Origin of the sequence: Nostoc sp. CCY 9925 (genome assembly GCF_963920935.1) — a bacterium.
Taxonomy (GTDB): domain Bacteria; phylum Cyanobacteriota; class Cyanobacteriia; order Cyanobacteriales; family Nostocaceae; genus Nostoc.
In genome coordinates this window covers 73,655-88,375 of sequence record NZ_CAWUDO010000002.1, presented here as the reverse complement: position 1 = coordinate 88,375, position 14,721 = coordinate 73,655, and the positions used below count along the sequence as shown (strand labels likewise).

Here is a 14,721-nt window from a genome sequence, read left to right as displayed (position 1 = left end):
ACAAATAAAAAAATATCCAGCTATTTATTGTAGGGTGGGCGTCTCGCCCGCCCGTAATCATGGGCGAGCAAGATGCCCACCCCATAAGATTGTATAGTTTATTTTTTGGAAATCCCTAATTGAACGATTTTTTGCTCAGAAGTTGTTCTACTTATTTAAAATGGTGCGTGATATTACATTAACGCACCCCAGTAACAAATATAGGGATACTGATATCCCTACTATTCATCAATTTGACCGACGCGGCGGATATTCAAAATGTCGCTCATTTTCTTAATTTGGATAAATACTTGCTCTAGCTGGGGGCGATCGCGTATATCTATTCCCAAGTCCATCAATGCAGGTTGACCAACGGCTGTTTTCACCTGAGCATGGCGCACATTGATTCCCTGGTCGCTCAGCCTTGATAAAATATCCTTTAACACTCCCACGCGGTCAAGTGCTTCAATTTGAATCTCCACTGGGTACGTTTGCGGGCGACCACTATTTTCGGCTGCTGGATTCCACCTAACTGGTACGAGGCGCTCATACTCGACATTTTCTAGATTATGGCAGCCTTGGCGATGAATTGAAATCCCCCTACCTCGCGTCACTACGCCAATGATTGGTTCCCCAGGAATTGGGGTACAACACCCAGCTAAATGATATACCAAACCTTCCACCCCAATAATCGGCGAATCTGTGGAGCGGGAGGTATTTGGAGGCGCATCTCGCAAAGCTTTTGCTGTAGATGTCGATTCTTTGGGAAGAAATGGCGCTGGAGTTATAACTGGTTGTTGTCCCTTGGCTACTTCTCGCCAACGATTTAGGACTAAATTTAACGTCACTTCACCGTAACCCAAACCAGCTAGTAAATCTTCCACGCTGTGGTAGTTACACTTTTCGCCGACAATCTGCATAGCATCGGATTTTAGCAGACTATCAAAACCAGTTTTACCAAGTTCCTTTTCTAACAATTCTCTTCCACGAGCGACATTTTCTTCGCGGCGCGATCGCTTGTACCATTGTTTAATTCGATACTTCGCTGCCGAAGTTCTGACAAAATTCAACCAATCCAAACTCGGATGACAGTTCTTTTGGGTAAGGATCTCCACAATATCGCCATTTTGCAGCCGTGTTGACAGAGGTACCATTCGCCCATTCACCCGCGCCCCTGAACAATGGTTCCCCACTTCTGTGTGGATGCGATAAGCAAAATCTATACTTGTAGATCCAGGACTTAAAGGCACAACATCCCCCTTAGGGGTGAAGACATAGACATCATCTTCAAATAGATTATCTTTGACGCTATCAAGATATTCTTGGGCGTCCTTGAGATCTGTTTGCCATTCCAGCAGTTGCCGCAGCCAAGTAAACTTTTCATCCGCCCCTGTCAAATGGCTAATGCTAGAGCCTCCTGTTTCTTTATACTTCCAATGAGCGGCAATCCCATACTCGGCGACATGATGCATTTCTATCGTGCGAATTTGTACTTCCAAAGGACGACCAGTCAAGCCAATGACTCCAGTATGCAAGGACTGGTAACGATTAGGTTTTGGCAGTCCAATGTAGTCTTTAAATCTCCCAGGAATTGGGCGAAAAGCATCATGAACCACCGCCAACGCCCGATAACATTCTTCATTGGTTTGGACAATAATTCGCAGGGCTGCCAAATCGTAAATTTCGTGAAATTCCTTTTGCTGCCGATGCATTTTTTGGTAAATGCTATAAAGATGTTTGGGGCGACCGCTGATATCTTGGCACTGAATTCCAGCTTGCTGCAAACGCTCCCGCAAAATTTCTGTAGCTTTGGCCAATTTCTCTTCTCGCGCCGTCCGTTTTTCGGAAACATGCTGTTGAATTTCCCGGAAAGCTTCTGGCTCCAAATATTTAAAAGCCAAATCCTCCAATTCCCATTTAATTCGCCAGATCCCCAAGCGATTGGCTAAAGGTGCAAAGATATCTCGCGTTTCCTGGGCACTGCGGCGGCGGCTGGCTTCGGACATGTACTGTAAGGTTCGCATATTATGCAAACGGTCTGCCAACTTCACCACAATCACTCGAATATCTTGCGCCATTGCCAAAAACATCCGGCGGAAATTTTCCGCTTGGCTTTCGGTTTTGCTGGTGAAATTGATTTTAGAAAGTTTGGTGACACCTTCCACCAATTGGCGGACTTCTGGTCCAAAGCGTTCTTCGATTTCTTCAATAGTGACTTCTGTATCTTCAACTACATCATGAAGAAACCCAGCTGCTATCATAGCAGGACTACCTCCCAAGTCCCGCAGCAATCCGGCTACAGCAATGGGATGAGCGATGTATGGCTCTCCCGATTTGCGGTATTGACCTTCATGCAGTTGGTAAGCAAATTCAAATGCTCGACCAATCAAGACTGCATCATTATGCCTTCGCTGATCTTCGGCTTGGCCGTTAGTTGTCGATGATTCCTTCAAACATTTCTTTAACCATTCCGGAATGGCAAGATCAACTGATGAATTGATAGCTATGCTGCTCATACAATTGGGTCTTTAGGGGATCGGTAGATAAGTGTGAGATAGACAAAACTGGCAGCATCACCGTGGGAAGATGCTGTTGCCACTAGACGGGTGGGATTCTCCAATTGGCAATCAATGGTAGTCATCCAGTGTGAATTTCAAGGATCGTAAACTTGAAAATCGATTGATTGCAAACAAAGCCTCAAATCCCGATTTGAGGCTTCTAGTACTGATAAGCGCTTAAGAGAGTTTATTGTATAAGAAAAATTACTTGACATTAATACTATCTTAACTAGCACTCCATGTCTTTAAACGATGAGAAATATCAGGCATTCGTAACCTTACTAGAGCAATTACGCTCCGATGCCACAACTACCCAAATTGTTGCACCCGAACTGCGGCGGCGTGTAGCCTCGTTGCAGCAAATTTTTGGGGAGGAAATTGTGCCTTTGGCTGATCAAGACTGGCGAGTGCAGTCTTATCAAACTGAGATGAGTAAGCAACTGCGGTTGTTGGAAATAGATGTGATGTTTTTCCAAGGAGCGCGGCAGGCATCCACTGTACAAACAAGACTGCAAGCGATTAGCGATCGCTTGACCACTCTCATACAATATTGTGACGCCATCTTGCAACCAGAAGCGGAGGGAGAAAAATAACAATTGTTCACCTTTTTCTCTAATTAATACATCATCTCATTTATGACGATTTGTGAAAAGTTATTTTGGTAACAAGTTGGGAATGGGCATTGGGCATCGGGTATGGGGAAAGGGCAAGGGGTAAAGGGGAAAGGGGAAAGATTAAATTTATTCCTTTTCACTTTTCCCTTTTCCCTTTACCCCTTGCCCCTTAACCTTTTCCCCTGCTCCCCATGCCCTATTCCCTTCACAAGAATATCTATGGTGCGGCGCATGTAGGCTTCTACTGGCTCGGTTGTGGGTTTGAAGATTAGTGCATAATACAGTGATCCACTCACAAGGTCGATAATTAGGTCTATGTCGGCGTTATCGTTGATTTCTGCTCTAGACTGGGCACGCTCAAGTACTTTAGCAAAGGCTTCACGGCGGAGTTTTATATATTTTGTCCAGTAAACTTCGGCAAACTGAGGATTGCTAGATGCTGTGCTGATAATCAAGGCAAGTGTCTGACGACCAAGGGGACTATCTATTTTTTTAGCTGCATTCTTGATGACGATATCCATGTCTCCCCAAAAGCTGCCGGTATCGGGGATCGCTAAATCATCTCTCAAACTTTCTATGGCGTCGGCAACTAGTTCTTCTTTGCAAGTGTAACGCCGATAAATGGTGGTTTTACCAACCCCAGCACGAGAAGCGATCGCTTCTATACTCATGCTTTGATATCCTACCTCTGCAAGCAAGTCTAAGGTCGCTTGCAAAATAGCTTGGTCGGCGTGGATGCTGCGTGGGCGTCCAGAGGCGCTGTTAATTTGGTTACTCATAAAAATATCATCCCCAAGCAATATCTTCTTGGCAATTTGTAGAACTTTCGGCATAGAACATAGCATCTGGGGAGCAAATAAGCCCCATAACTCAGTTTCGATTCACAAAAATAGCAGAAGTAACAATCCATCTTTAGCATAAGTATTTCTGCTGCTTTTTATGTAGGTCTACCTTGACCGTTTTAATATGATACGCTACCGTAGCGTATATATAGGATATCTAAATTTTTGCTTTGGGAATTGCTCTGACGATGGCTACCAATATTAAACGTTCTACTTTTGACGAATTTGGTTATGTCCAAGGGCCTTTGAAGTGGGCGATCGCTTTTACAGCTGCCCTTGGGGCCATCTTAGAAGTAATTGACACCAGTATTGTCAACGTTGCTTTAACCGATATTCAAGCCAGTCTTGGTGCAACTATTACTGAAGTGGGTTGGGTAGTAACTGGATATGCGATCGCTAACGTTGTTTTAATTCCCTTATCTGCATGGCTGGGAGATTACTTTGGGCGCAAAACGTACTTTATTTTCTCCTTGATTGGCTTTACCATTGCCTCGGTTTTATGCGGGTTAGCATTCAATTTACCGATGCTGGTGATTTCTCGAATTCTTCAAGGTTTATGCGGTGGTGGGTTGCTAGCTAAAGCACAAGCAATTTTGTTCGAGACTTTTCCACCTGCGGAACAGGGTTTGGCCCAAGCAGTTTTTGGAGTGGGTGTAATTGCTGGGCCAGCCATCGGCCCAACCTTAGGCGGATTCTTGGTAGATGGTTTGGGCTGGCGTTGGATTTTCTTTGTTAATATTCCCTTTGGGATCGTTGCAGTGGCAATGTCGTTAGCATTTTTGCCCAAAGACAAAGACAATAGCCAGACGCAAAGCCAAGCCGTGGATTGGTTCGGCATTGGGTTTTTGGTGATTGCGATCGGTAGTATCCAAACTTTGTTAGAGGAAGGTGAGAAAGAAGACTGGTTTTCCTCAGGTTTCATTACTACCTTGGCTGTTGCTAGCGTCATCGGATTGGGACTATTTATTTGGCAGGAATTGAGAATAGCTCATCCAGCCGTTGATTTGAGAGTTTTGCGTCACCGTTCTTTAGCTGCTGGGAGTTTTTTATCAGCAGTCGTGGGAATGGGGCTTTATGGTGCCTTGTTTGCCGTACCGATATTTGCTCAGAGTGTGCTGCACTTTACGGCAACTCAGACAGGACTATTGTTAGCGCCTGGTGCATTGGCATCTGCGATCGTCATGGTTTTGTTAGGTAAGTTGTCCACCAAAATTGATGCCAGAATTTTAATTGCAATGGGGGCTGTTGGCACATCTGGAGTCATGTTTCAATTGGCGGCAATTACCCCACAAAGTGGTACAGATGATTTATTTTGGCCATTGGTATGGCGTGGGGCTTTTACTGTATTGATGTTTCTCCCCTTGAGTTTGGCAACTTTAGGAGGGTTACCCAAACAAGATATTTCTGCCGGTTCTGGGTTCTACAACCTCACCCGACAACTAGGTGGTAGCATCGGCATTGCCCTACTTACGACTCTCCTTGACCGACGAGAAGCTTTTCATCGAGCCATCCTTTTGGCAAAACTCAGTCCTTATGACCCAGAAACCAATCAGCGCCTGGATGCACTCAACGGCGCACTCCAAGGTCAAGGTATGGATGCAATAACAGCTCAACAACAAGCACTAGCTTTATTAAGTCAAACAGTAGACACCCAAGCTGCTGTTTTGTCTTACGCAGATTGCTTTCGAGTCGTAGGTATCGCCTTCCTTTGCTCATTACCTTTATTACTATTCTTAGGCAAAGGTGGCGCAGCAGCAAAAGCGCCGATAGGTCACTAGTACCGCAAGGCGGAAGTCAAAAGTCAAAAGTCAAAAGTCAAAAGTGTTATAGAATAAGCCCTTTAGCGATTTTCAATGGTTGCTCTATTTACGCCGCCTTGTAGTAGTGCTAACAGACGCTTCTGTAAACAAAATGTAAAAACCCTGCTCAAAACTGAGTAGGGTTATGTAAATTTTTGTTGCTAAAATTAAAATTTTTTTATCTTAGAAAGCATTCATGATGGTGATGATACTAACACTGGTCAACGCGATTAAAGCGCCCATAACTATAGATTCACTTAATGGATTGGGGAGTTTTGACTTCTGCATTTAAGTAAAATCCTTGTTTGTTAATTGTTCCTTAACCATATCAAAATCAGTATATATATCTATAAAAAGCTCGTAAAACTTAAATAAGTGTAAAGTTTCTTAATAAAGACTTTAGTATTTACTTACACAATGATTTTGATGGGCATAGGGCATGGGGCATTGGGAGATGGGGGAGCAGGGGGAACAGGGGGAGACAAGGGGACAAGGAGATAACTTACAACAACTCTTTCCATTTGTCCCTCTATTCCCTTGGCTCCCAGTGTCCTCTTCCAATGCTCAATGCCCTATGCCCCATACGCACAATTAATAATTACCTGATCTCCTAGCGGGATATGAGCCTTTATGCAGTAAAATAAATCTTAATCAAGGTAGAAATTATTTGAATAGAAAATTACCATGACAGCTTCCACAGCATCTAAAAACGAAACCATCGCTTTTGACTTAGAGAAATTAAATCAAGAATTTGAAACTGCCACTCCCAAAGAAATCTTGGCATGGTCTGTAGAAAATATCCCAACGGGACTGGTGCAAACCAGCGCCTTTAATGTGGATGACATGGTAATTACCCATATTCTTTACAGTGAACTCAAGTTTCCAGTTCCTGTGATATTTCTCAATACCCTTTACCACTTCGACGAAACCCTAGAACTAGTTGCTAAAGCCAAACAAATATATAACCTGGATCTGCAAACTTACAAAACTCCAGACGTAGACAGCCCCGAAGCCTTTGAAGCTAAATATGGTGATGCACTCTGGGACAAAGATATTCTAAAATTCCACGAAATTACCAAAATTGAACCACTGCTACGGGGTTTAGACGAACTCAACAGCGTTGCTTGGATCACTGGACGCCGCCGCGACCAAGCAGTAACCCGTGCTAATATGCCCATATTTGAATTAGACGGCAAGGGTCGTTTGAAGGTAAATCCCATAGCCACCTGGACACGCAAAGACAGCTGGCTTTACGTAGCTGAACACGGAGTTATCTACAATCCTCTACACGACCAAGGTTATCCCAGCATCGGCGACAAACCCATCACTACCAAAGTCAAAGATGGTGAAGACGAACGCGCCGGACGCTGGCGGGGAAGCAATAAAACAGAATGTGGAATTCATATTTAGTCGTTAGTAGAGACGCGATTAATCGCGTCTCTACAATAGTGATTTGTCATTAGTATTAGACAAAGAGATAAGTCTCATATTAGAACTTCAAGGACAAATGACTAAGAACAAAGGACAAATATGATTAAAATCCTCCACCTTTCCGATATCCACATGGGAAGCGGCTTTTCCCACGGACGAATTAATCCGGCAACTGGATTAAATACACGATTGGAGGATTTTGTCAATACATTATCTCGATGTATTGACCGAGCACTGACAGAAGGCGTGGATCTAGTTATATTTGGTGGCGATGCTTTTCCGGATGCGACACCACCACCCTATGTACAACAAGCTTTTGCTAGCCAGTTTCGCCGTTTGGTGGACGCTAATATTCCCACAGTGCTGTTGGTGGGGAATCACGACCAACATTCCCAAGGACTAGGAGGCGCGAGTTTATGTATTTACCGCACCTTGGGGGTGCCTGGTTTTGTTGTTGGGGATACATTAACTACTCATCACATCCAAACGCGCAATGGCAAAGTGCAAGTAATTACCCTCCCTTGGCTGACTCGTTCCACGCTGATGACTCGCCAAGAAACTGAGGGTTTGTCTTTGGCCCAAGTCAATGAATTGTTAACGGAACGCCTGCAAGTTGTTTTGGAAGGGGAAGTTCGCCGTCTTGATCCCGATGTGCCAACTGTGCTTTTGGCTCACTTAATGGCTGACAATGCTACCTTGGGTGCAGAACGCTACTTAGCTGTGGGTAAAGGCTTTACTTTACCTTTATCTTTGTTGACGCGGCCTTGTTTTGATTATGTAGCATTGGGACATGTGCATCGTCATCAAAATTTGAATAAATCCAACAACCCGCCAGTGATTTATCCAGGGAGTATTGAGCGGGTAGATTTTAGTGAAGAAAAAGAAGACAAAGGCTATGTAATGATCGAACTGGAGCGGGGTAAGGCAGAGTGGGAATTTTGTCCGTTACCAGTTCGGGATTTTTGCACAATTGAGGTGGATGTCTCCAAAGCAGAAGATCCCCAAGCGGTATTAATGAAAGCGATCGCCAAGTATGATATTGAAGATGCTGTAGTGCGGCTGATTTACAAACTGCGCTCGGAACAGATGGATTTAATTGAAAGTTCCTCTCTACATACTGCTTTAAGTGCAGCTCACACCTACACCATCCAAGCAGAATTAGTAAGTCAATTGGCTCGACCGCGAATTCCCGAATTGACTGCGAGTAGTAGCATTGATCCAATGGAAGCTTTGAAAACTTACTTGAATAATCGCGAAGACCTTAAAGACATCGCAGCATCAATGCTAGAAGCTGCACAAAAGTTGTTAACAGATGATGTGGAAGTCTGGCTAGAACCTGCAACTAGTGAATAAGTAATATCAGTCAACTATGTCCAAGCACGGAAAAACGTACTATCTTCCCAAATACTAGCAGTTTGGCCTGCGATCGCTGTTAATTCTTGCTCTTTGAGGGGTACAAAAGCACGCGCTATATTGACATTATTCTCTAGTTGTGTAACTGTCTCCGCTGCAATTACACAACAATGAACCCCAGGCTGAGACATTGTATATCCCAAAGCTTGTTCCATACCCGTCAACCCGCCTGGTTTCAACAGCCGACCATAAGCCGGGACTTTCATGGCAATTACACCAACATTCTTTTTTTGAGCAACTGGTAGGACTACTGGGATAAATGGACGTGGGTGGTGTTTGTCAGCAGCATTCACAGGAATGAGTGTAGTGTGGAAAGGATAGCGACGCAACCCTTCGGCAATCACTTGAGGATCGTGATGTCCGGTAATACCTGCAAAGCGGACGAGTTTTTGTTCTATGGCTTCTTCCAAAGCTTGAATTGCGCCAGATGGACTAAAGATGGTGTCGAGTTCTTCAGCAAAAGAGACGTGATGTAACTGCCACAAATCGAGGTAATCTGTGTTGAGACGTTTAAGCGATCGCTCTAATTCTCGCCATGCACCATCGCGGTCTCTTTTATCTGTCTTGCTTGCTAGAAACAGCTTTGAACGATGGGGTGGTAGCACTTTGCCTAAATAATCTTCACTCGGCCCGTAACTTGCAGCAGTATCAAAGTAGCGAATACCAAGTTCTAGCGCTTTTTGAATAATTTGTGCAGCATCGCCTTCTTTCCCCTCCCAAGATAGCGGCGTTTGTCCTGCTCCTCCCAAACCGAAAATAGGCAGATTTACTTCTGTGCGTCCCAACACTCGTTCTGGCATCGTTGCTGGCGGTGTAGCCGTGTTGATAGTATTTTGTTGTGTGGCAGTGTTGGTAGTATTTTGCTGTAAAGCATTAGTGGCCATAATACCGCCGGTTACAGCAACACTGCTAATTAGGAAATTACGCCGCGTCTTTCCTTCTGTCATGATTCGCTTTGGGGACAAAATTACTTTTATTTTAAAATGTTAGCTAGGAAGAATTAATTTCAGACAAGAAATCTATCCTGGGATTAGTTTTGTGAATAGGTGGATTGGCTACGGCTCAATGCCTCCCTGACCGAGGGTGATGTGAGGACGTTCTATGGTGGTAGCGAACATGGCTACACAGACTATCTAACTCTGTCGCAACTCCATTGAACTGCATAATAACGCCCATCCAGGTTGTGTTGCAAAAACAATACTTCATTGCAGAGGTAGAAGCTCGTCAGCACTTGGCACACATCTATGAACTTGCGCCAGTTTCAGCTACAGTAGCATCCACTTCGCATTGAGCCGAGATGCACAACTTTCACGTCGCGCGTCTCGGCTCAATACCTTTTCCAATTTCTCACAGAGAATATCACAAATACCACACACAACCTGATAAGTTGAGTTTTAACTCAAATTATTGAGTGGTTTGACTGGAATCAGCGTTCAAGAATAAGAACACCTAATTGGAACCCAAGCAAACCCTCGAATGACCAATCAAACTATCATCAACCCATGAAAAAAGAATAATCTTATGAGCACGATTATTCAGGATTATGACTAAAGATGGCATCCAAATCTACCAGAAGGGCTATTTATGTTCATGACATTGATTTTTGCATTTTTCCTTGGGTTAGTTGCGGGACTGCGATCGTTGACAGCCCCTGCTGCTTTATTTCTGGCACGTGGCGGCATTATAGGGATCGTTCTGGCTGTACTGGCAGTAGGTGAGTTCATTGCCGATATGCTGCCGCAAATCCCGTCTCGCACTAGTCCCCCTGCGTTGATTGCTCGGATTCTCAGTGGTGGCATTGTGGGATGGCTAGTCACTGGAGCAAACAGCAGTTTTGCACCCGTTGGAGCGCTCTTTGGTGTTGTGGGTGCACTGGTGGGTGCGTATGGGGGTCGGGTGGTACGGATAGCCGCCATTGAACGGATTGGTTCAGTTCCTGCTGCCCTTGCTGAAGATGTTGTAGCCATCGCTCTGGCTGCCTTTATCGTTACCCGTTGATGTCACAAAGTTTGTCAGTCTTAAGTCTTAAGTTAACTGGTATCTTAAATTAAAGAACTTGAGTGGTCTAAGTTGAACCAAAGTTGAAGAATCAAGACAACTGATTGAAAGGTAGATAAGCCACCTTCGCAAGCAATCAGGTCATCAAAATAAGACTGCTGGAATCAGTTATGTAGCAATTTCTCGATCGGTTAGCGATCGCAGATGCAGTTATCTTTACAGTCCGAACCAGATACAGATTGGCAAACGCTCACAATTTACATAGGAGCCACATGAGCACAATCACGACTAAGGACGGTACGCAAATCTACTACAAGGACTGGGGTACAGGACAGCCCATTGTCTTCAGCCACGGCTGGCCACTGAGCGCAGATGCTTGGGAATCGCAGATGTTTTTTCTCGCCTCGCACGGCTACCGCTGCATCGCCCACGATCGTCGCGGTCATGGCCGGTCGAGCCAACCGTGGAACGGCAATGACATGGATACCTACGCCGACGATCTGGCGGAACTCTTCGAGGCGCTGGATCTTAAAGATGCAGTGACCATCGGACACTCTACTGGTGGCGGTGAAGTGGCGCGTTTCATTGGACGCCACGGCACCAAGCGCGTGTCCAAGGCAGTGCTGATGGGCGCGGTGCCGCCACTCATGCTCAAGACGGAGGCGAATCCGGGTGGGCTACCCATTGAGGTCTTTGACGGCTTTCGGGCGGCGTTTTTGGCTGACCGCTCGCAGTTCTTCCTGGATGTAGCCAGTAACACGTTTTTTGGATTCAATCGACCTGGTGCCAAAGTCTCCCAAGGGTTGATTTATTCATGGTGGATGCAGGGCATGATGGCTGGCTATAAAAACGCCTATGACTGTATTAAGGCGTTTTCAGAAACAGATTTCACCGAGGATTTGAAGAAGTTCGATGTGCCAACTTTGATTATTCATGGTGATGATGATCAGATCGTGCCGATTGGTGCTGCTGCCCTCTTGTCTGCAAAGCTCGTCAAGAATTCGACTTTAAAGGTATATCCCGGCGGATCGCATAGTCTGGGCGATACGAGCAAGGAACAGCTCAACGCCGACCTGCTGGAATTTATCAAATCCTGATGGGGATGCACGGATGTGAGACATCACTGTTAAAAATCTGAATGAGTGCATTCTCACCAAGTATTGTTGACTTGCCAGACTACTAGCTTTAGAAGTCATAACTCAATCCAAACCCTACCTCAATGGGCGGAGAGTTTTGAACTTTGATGTGAGAGTGTGATGAAAGCAAACTATCTCCAAGGAGTTTAGCGTTGATGGAAACAGCAGATGTGATTGTGATCGGCAGTGGTCAAGGAGGCATTCCACTGGCGGCTGATTTTGCCAATGAGGGACGTAAGGTTGTTTTGTTTGAGCGAGATGCTTTAGGCGGCAGTTGCATCAACTATGGTTGTACTCCTTCCAAAGCCTTCTTAGCAGCGGCTCATGCAGCAGGGCGATCGCGCCAAGCCAAAAAGTTAGGCATCCACACTGAGGTAGAAGTGGATTTTCCTGCTGTCATGGAGCGAGTTCGGGGAATCCGCAGCAGCTTTAATCAGGGGATTCGCCAGCGATTGGAGACTGCGGGTGTCAAAGTCATTTGTGCCGAAGCTGCTTTTGTGGGTGAACGCACTGTCAAAGGTGGGGATGTTACCCTTGAGGCTCCTCTAGTAATCATTAACACGGGCACGTCATCGCTAATTCCTGACATTCCCGGACTTGCAGGAACTCCCTACTTAACCAACCGCAATTTCTTTGACTTGAACACCTTACCAGCCCGTTTATTGGTGATTGGAGGCGGCTATATTGGCTTGGAATTGGGACAAGGACTAGCGCGTTTGGGCAGTCAGACCCACTTAATTGTGCGGGGCGATCGCGTCCTCCCACAGGAAGAGGCTGATGTCAGCGAGGTCTTAGCAGAAGCATTAAAGCAGGATGGGATTGGGCTGCACTTTGGCGTCAATGTAAATCACGTCGCCCACGAGAATAATGTGTTTCGGCTGACCCTGAGCAATGGCGAACAACTCCAGGGAGAAGCGTTGCTGGTTGCCATTGGACGGAAACCCAATACAAGTGCATTAAATACAGCCGCCAGCGGAATTGAGCTAGACGATCGCGGGTTTGTCAAAATTGATGACCAGTTCCATACCACCTGTTCTGGAGTCTATGCCATTGGGGATGTTGCCAAACAGCCTGCCTTTACACATGTGTCGTGGGAGGACTATCGCCGCTTAAAAGCAATTTTGTGTGGAGAAAACCGGACACGGAACGATCGCGTCCTTGGCTATGCGGTCTACACAGAACCCCAGGTGGGGCGAGTGGGTATGACGTTAGAACAGGCTCAGAAACAAGCCATTAACGTGCGTGCTGTCACATTACACATGAGCCAAATTGCGCGTGCCATTGAGTGGGGGCATGACCTCGGATTTTATCGCATGGCGATCGACAGCGACACAGACAAAATCCTGGGAGCAACCCTGGTGGGGTACGAAACTGCTGAGCTGGTGCATGTATTTTTATCCCTGATGGAAGCAGGAGCAACCTGGCAGTTGTTAGAGCGATCGGTTCACATCCATCCCACCTATGGTGAAGCTTTACCCAGTTTGGCACGGTTGCTGCTGGGAGATAACATGCCTGGGTGTCCGAATATGTGAATTAGTTGGCATTAATTAAGTGATCCCTAAGCCAGGAATTCATGGCATCACCGTGCTAAAACGGGAAAATTGTACAGCAAGTCAATGAGGAAAAAGAGCGATCGCTTTACTTATTGCTAACACTATTTTTCTGTGCGTAGTCGAGATTTTTCTGATATTCTATGATCTTTTGCTGGGCTATTGGATAATTTGGGCTAGAAGATGGCACATTTCTCATAAGTGCGATCGCTCCTTGCCATTCATTCACAACTGTCTCCCATTCATTTGAAGCGTTTGCTGATTGAGTAAGGTTAGCTGCCTTAATTGCTTTATTTACAGCCTCTCGAAAAGTATCAGTTTCAAGTAACACATTCGGCGATTCCAAAGTTAATGGTGAGGGTGTAACTAATGCGGTTTGTGATGGTATGTCTGTTTGATTATTAGAAAATATGGGAAATATTTCTAGTACTTCTGAAGATAGATATATTCCTATGGGAATTAATAATATTAAAAAGAAGGACAGCCAAAATTTGTTTATAGTACCAAGCTTTCGTCGATTCGTCATAGTTTTAATTTCTTCTTGATTTGACAGCACATCGATTTTTAATTGCGATATTTTAAGTTCTTCCTTTGTCTTAATATTTGTATTGCATTCATTGGTTTTTGTTGGTTTATTAAAAGTATATGTAGATATTATTCGCCGTCTGACTAAATATTAAATTTGATAAATTGATGCCCCAGCAACAATATAAAATAAACCAAATACTAGTATTATCCAATCTTCAAAATCTCTATAATATTCAAATAGTTTGGTATAGCTCAGATTAAAAAATGGCAAAAATATTGTACAACAAAAAATTGCTATAAGTGTAGAAATCACAATCACAAGCCAAGCGTATAATCCTTCCCACCAACTCATAATTCCTGGCAACAATCCTTGAGTTTTACCTATTTCTGGTGCTTGAATTTCTGGTAGAAACCGACTAAAAAACAAGTGTAAGCAGTGATGAGTAAAAGAAATTATTATAATTGGAGAGAGGATCGATAGTATTATAAACATAAAAAATAATTCTAAGCTGTTTGCAAAATAGGCAATACGGTAGCCTACCTTTCCAGTACTATCGACTACAAATATAATAACTCTCAAAAATAAAGCCACAATCAATGCTTTTACCCAAGAACTAGGATAAGGAAACCATAAAGGCCAGTGGAATTTTTGGAATTTTTGCTTACTATCTTCTATGAGATTAGGCTGTGTCATAAATAATAAATCCGAAAACATGATAAAACATCGCCTATTTTAGGGTTCCCGATTTACAGGCAAAAGCAACACACAAATTCTCCAATTATATGTTTAAAATTTATATACGTTTATGAGATTTATTGCAATTAGACTCTTTCTCTGTGCCTGGAGCATCTGGAGTATGAACCAGATAAAAA

General features: G+C 44.4%; 12 protein-coding genes. 7 read left to right on the top strand and 5 right to left on the bottom strand.

What is annotated here, in order from left to right; genetic code table 11:
• Positions 1–221 precede the first annotated feature (221 nt).
• Positions 222–2,495, bottom strand: a complete 2,274-nt coding sequence (locus tag ACM0OY_RS01575; protein ID WP_414567143.1) for a RelA/SpoT family protein — start codon at positions 2,493–2,495, stop codon at positions 222–224.
• Between the two features lie 281 nt (positions 2,496–2,776).
• On the opposite strand from ACM0OY_RS01575, the gene patD reads away from it, so the two are divergent.
• Positions 2,777–3,130, top strand: coding sequence for a heterocyst frequency control protein PatD (gene patD, locus ACM0OY_RS01570; RefSeq protein WP_414567142.1), 354 nt, complete (start codon positions 2,777–2,779; stop codon positions 3,128–3,130).
• A 176-nt stretch (positions 3,131–3,306) separates the two neighbouring features.
• Here patD and ACM0OY_RS01565 read toward each other — a convergent pair whose 3' ends face one another.
• Complete coding sequence (locus ACM0OY_RS01565) at positions 3,307–3,984, bottom strand: TetR/AcrR family transcriptional regulator (protein WP_414567141.1); 678 nt, start codon at positions 3,982–3,984, stop codon at positions 3,307–3,309.
• A 197-nt stretch (positions 3,985–4,181) separates the two neighbouring features.
• Here ACM0OY_RS01565 and ACM0OY_RS01560 point away from each other — a divergent pair, with 197 nt between their 5' ends.
• The 3 genes from ACM0OY_RS01560 (at position 4,182) to sbcD (ending at position 8,576) form a co-directional block, all read left to right on the top strand.
• Positions 4,182–5,771 (top strand): DHA2 family efflux MFS transporter permease subunit, encoded by a 1,590-nt coding sequence (locus ACM0OY_RS01560; protein ID WP_414567140.1) that lies wholly within the window; start codon positions 4,182–4,184, stop codon positions 5,769–5,771.
• Positions 5,772–6,476: 705 nt separating this feature from the next.
• Positions 6,477–7,202 carry a phosphoadenosine phosphosulfate reductase gene (cysH, locus tag ACM0OY_RS01555; RefSeq protein WP_414567139.1) on the top strand — a complete coding sequence of 242 codons (726 nt, stop codon included), beginning with the start codon at positions 6,477–6,479 and terminating at the stop codon, positions 7,200–7,202.
• 120 nt (positions 7,203–7,322) lie between these two features.
• Complete coding sequence (sbcD, locus tag ACM0OY_RS01550) at positions 7,323–8,576, top strand: exonuclease subunit SbcD (protein ID WP_414567138.1); 1,254 nt, start codon at positions 7,323–7,325, stop codon at positions 8,574–8,576.
• 14 nt (positions 8,577–8,590) lie between these two features.
• Here the strand turns inward: sbcD and ACM0OY_RS01545 are convergent, their stop codons facing one another.
• Positions 8,591–9,583 (bottom strand): aldo/keto reductase, encoded by a 993-nt coding sequence (locus ACM0OY_RS01545; protein ID WP_414567137.1) that lies wholly within the window; start codon positions 9,581–9,583, stop codon positions 8,591–8,593.
• Between the two features lie 643 nt (positions 9,584–10,226).
• On the opposite strand from ACM0OY_RS01545, the gene ACM0OY_RS01540 reads away from it, so the two are divergent.
• The 3 genes from ACM0OY_RS01540 to ACM0OY_RS01530 all read left to right on the top strand — a co-directional run bounded on the left by ACM0OY_RS01540 (position 10,227) and on the right by ACM0OY_RS01530 (position 13,302).
• Positions 10,227–10,634, top strand: coding sequence for a hypothetical protein (locus tag ACM0OY_RS01540; RefSeq protein ID WP_414567136.1), 408 nt, complete (start codon positions 10,227–10,229; stop codon positions 10,632–10,634).
• A gap of 272 nt (positions 10,635–10,906) precedes the next feature.
• The gene (locus tag ACM0OY_RS01535) at positions 10,907–11,731 is read left to right on the top strand and encodes an alpha/beta fold hydrolase (protein ID WP_414567135.1); all 825 of its coding nucleotides are present in this window, start codon (positions 10,907–10,909) and stop codon (positions 11,729–11,731) included.
• Positions 11,732–11,925: 194 nt separating this feature from the next.
• The gene (locus ACM0OY_RS01530) at positions 11,926–13,302 is read left to right on the top strand and encodes a dihydrolipoyl dehydrogenase family protein (RefSeq protein ID WP_414567134.1); all 1,377 of its coding nucleotides are present in this window, start codon (positions 11,926–11,928) and stop codon (positions 13,300–13,302) included.
• A 106-nt stretch (positions 13,303–13,408) separates the two neighbouring features.
• Here ACM0OY_RS01530 and ACM0OY_RS01525 read toward each other — a convergent pair whose 3' ends face one another.
• Complete coding sequence (locus ACM0OY_RS01525) at positions 13,409–13,846, bottom strand: hypothetical protein (protein ID WP_414567133.1); 438 nt, start codon at positions 13,844–13,846, stop codon at positions 13,409–13,411.
• A 150-nt stretch (positions 13,847–13,996) separates the two neighbouring features.
• A complete protein-coding gene (locus ACM0OY_RS01520) occupies positions 13,997–14,542 on the bottom strand; it encodes a hypothetical protein (RefSeq protein WP_414567132.1) in 546 nt (181 codons plus the stop codon).
• Positions 14,543–14,721 lie beyond the last annotated feature (179 nt).

Bases quoted from the DNA above. Each gene is read 5' to 3' on its own strand.
- ACM0OY_RS01565 (WP_414567141.1), bottom strand. From the start codon at position 3,984: ATGCCGAAAGTTCTACAAATTGCCAAGAAGATATTGCTTGGGGATGAT.
- ACM0OY_RS01575 (WP_414567143.1), bottom strand. From the start codon at position 2,495: ATGAGCAGCATAGCTATCAATTCATCAGTTGATCTTGCCATTCCGGAA.
- cysH (WP_414567139.1), top strand. From the start codon at position 6,477: ATGACAGCTTCCACAGCATCTAAAAACGAAACCATCGCTTTTGACTTA.
- ACM0OY_RS01520 (WP_414567132.1), bottom strand. From the start codon at position 14,542: ATGACACAGCCTAATCTCATAGAAGATAGTAAGCAAAAATTCCAAAAA.
- ACM0OY_RS01545 (WP_414567137.1), bottom strand. From the start codon at position 9,583: ATGACAGAAGGAAAGACGCGGCGTAATTTCCTAATTAGCAGTGTTGCT.
- ACM0OY_RS01560 (WP_414567140.1), top strand. From the start codon at position 4,182: ATGGCTACCAATATTAAACGTTCTACTTTTGACGAATTTGGTTATGTC.
- ACM0OY_RS01525 (WP_414567133.1), bottom strand. From the start codon at position 13,846: ATGACGAATCGACGAAAGCTTGGTACTATAAACAAATTTTGGCTGTCC.
- ACM0OY_RS01535 (WP_414567135.1), top strand. From the start codon at position 10,907: ATGAGCACAATCACGACTAAGGACGGTACGCAAATCTACTACAAGGAC.
- ACM0OY_RS01540 (WP_414567136.1), top strand. From the start codon at position 10,227: ATGACATTGATTTTTGCATTTTTCCTTGGGTTAGTTGCGGGACTGCGA.
- ACM0OY_RS01530 (WP_414567134.1), top strand. From the start codon at position 11,926: ATGGAAACAGCAGATGTGATTGTGATCGGCAGTGGTCAAGGAGGCATT.
- sbcD (WP_414567138.1), top strand. From the start codon at position 7,323: ATGATTAAAATCCTCCACCTTTCCGATATCCACATGGGAAGCGGCTTT.
- patD (WP_414567142.1), top strand. From the start codon at position 2,777: ATGTCTTTAAACGATGAGAAATATCAGGCATTCGTAACCTTACTAGAG.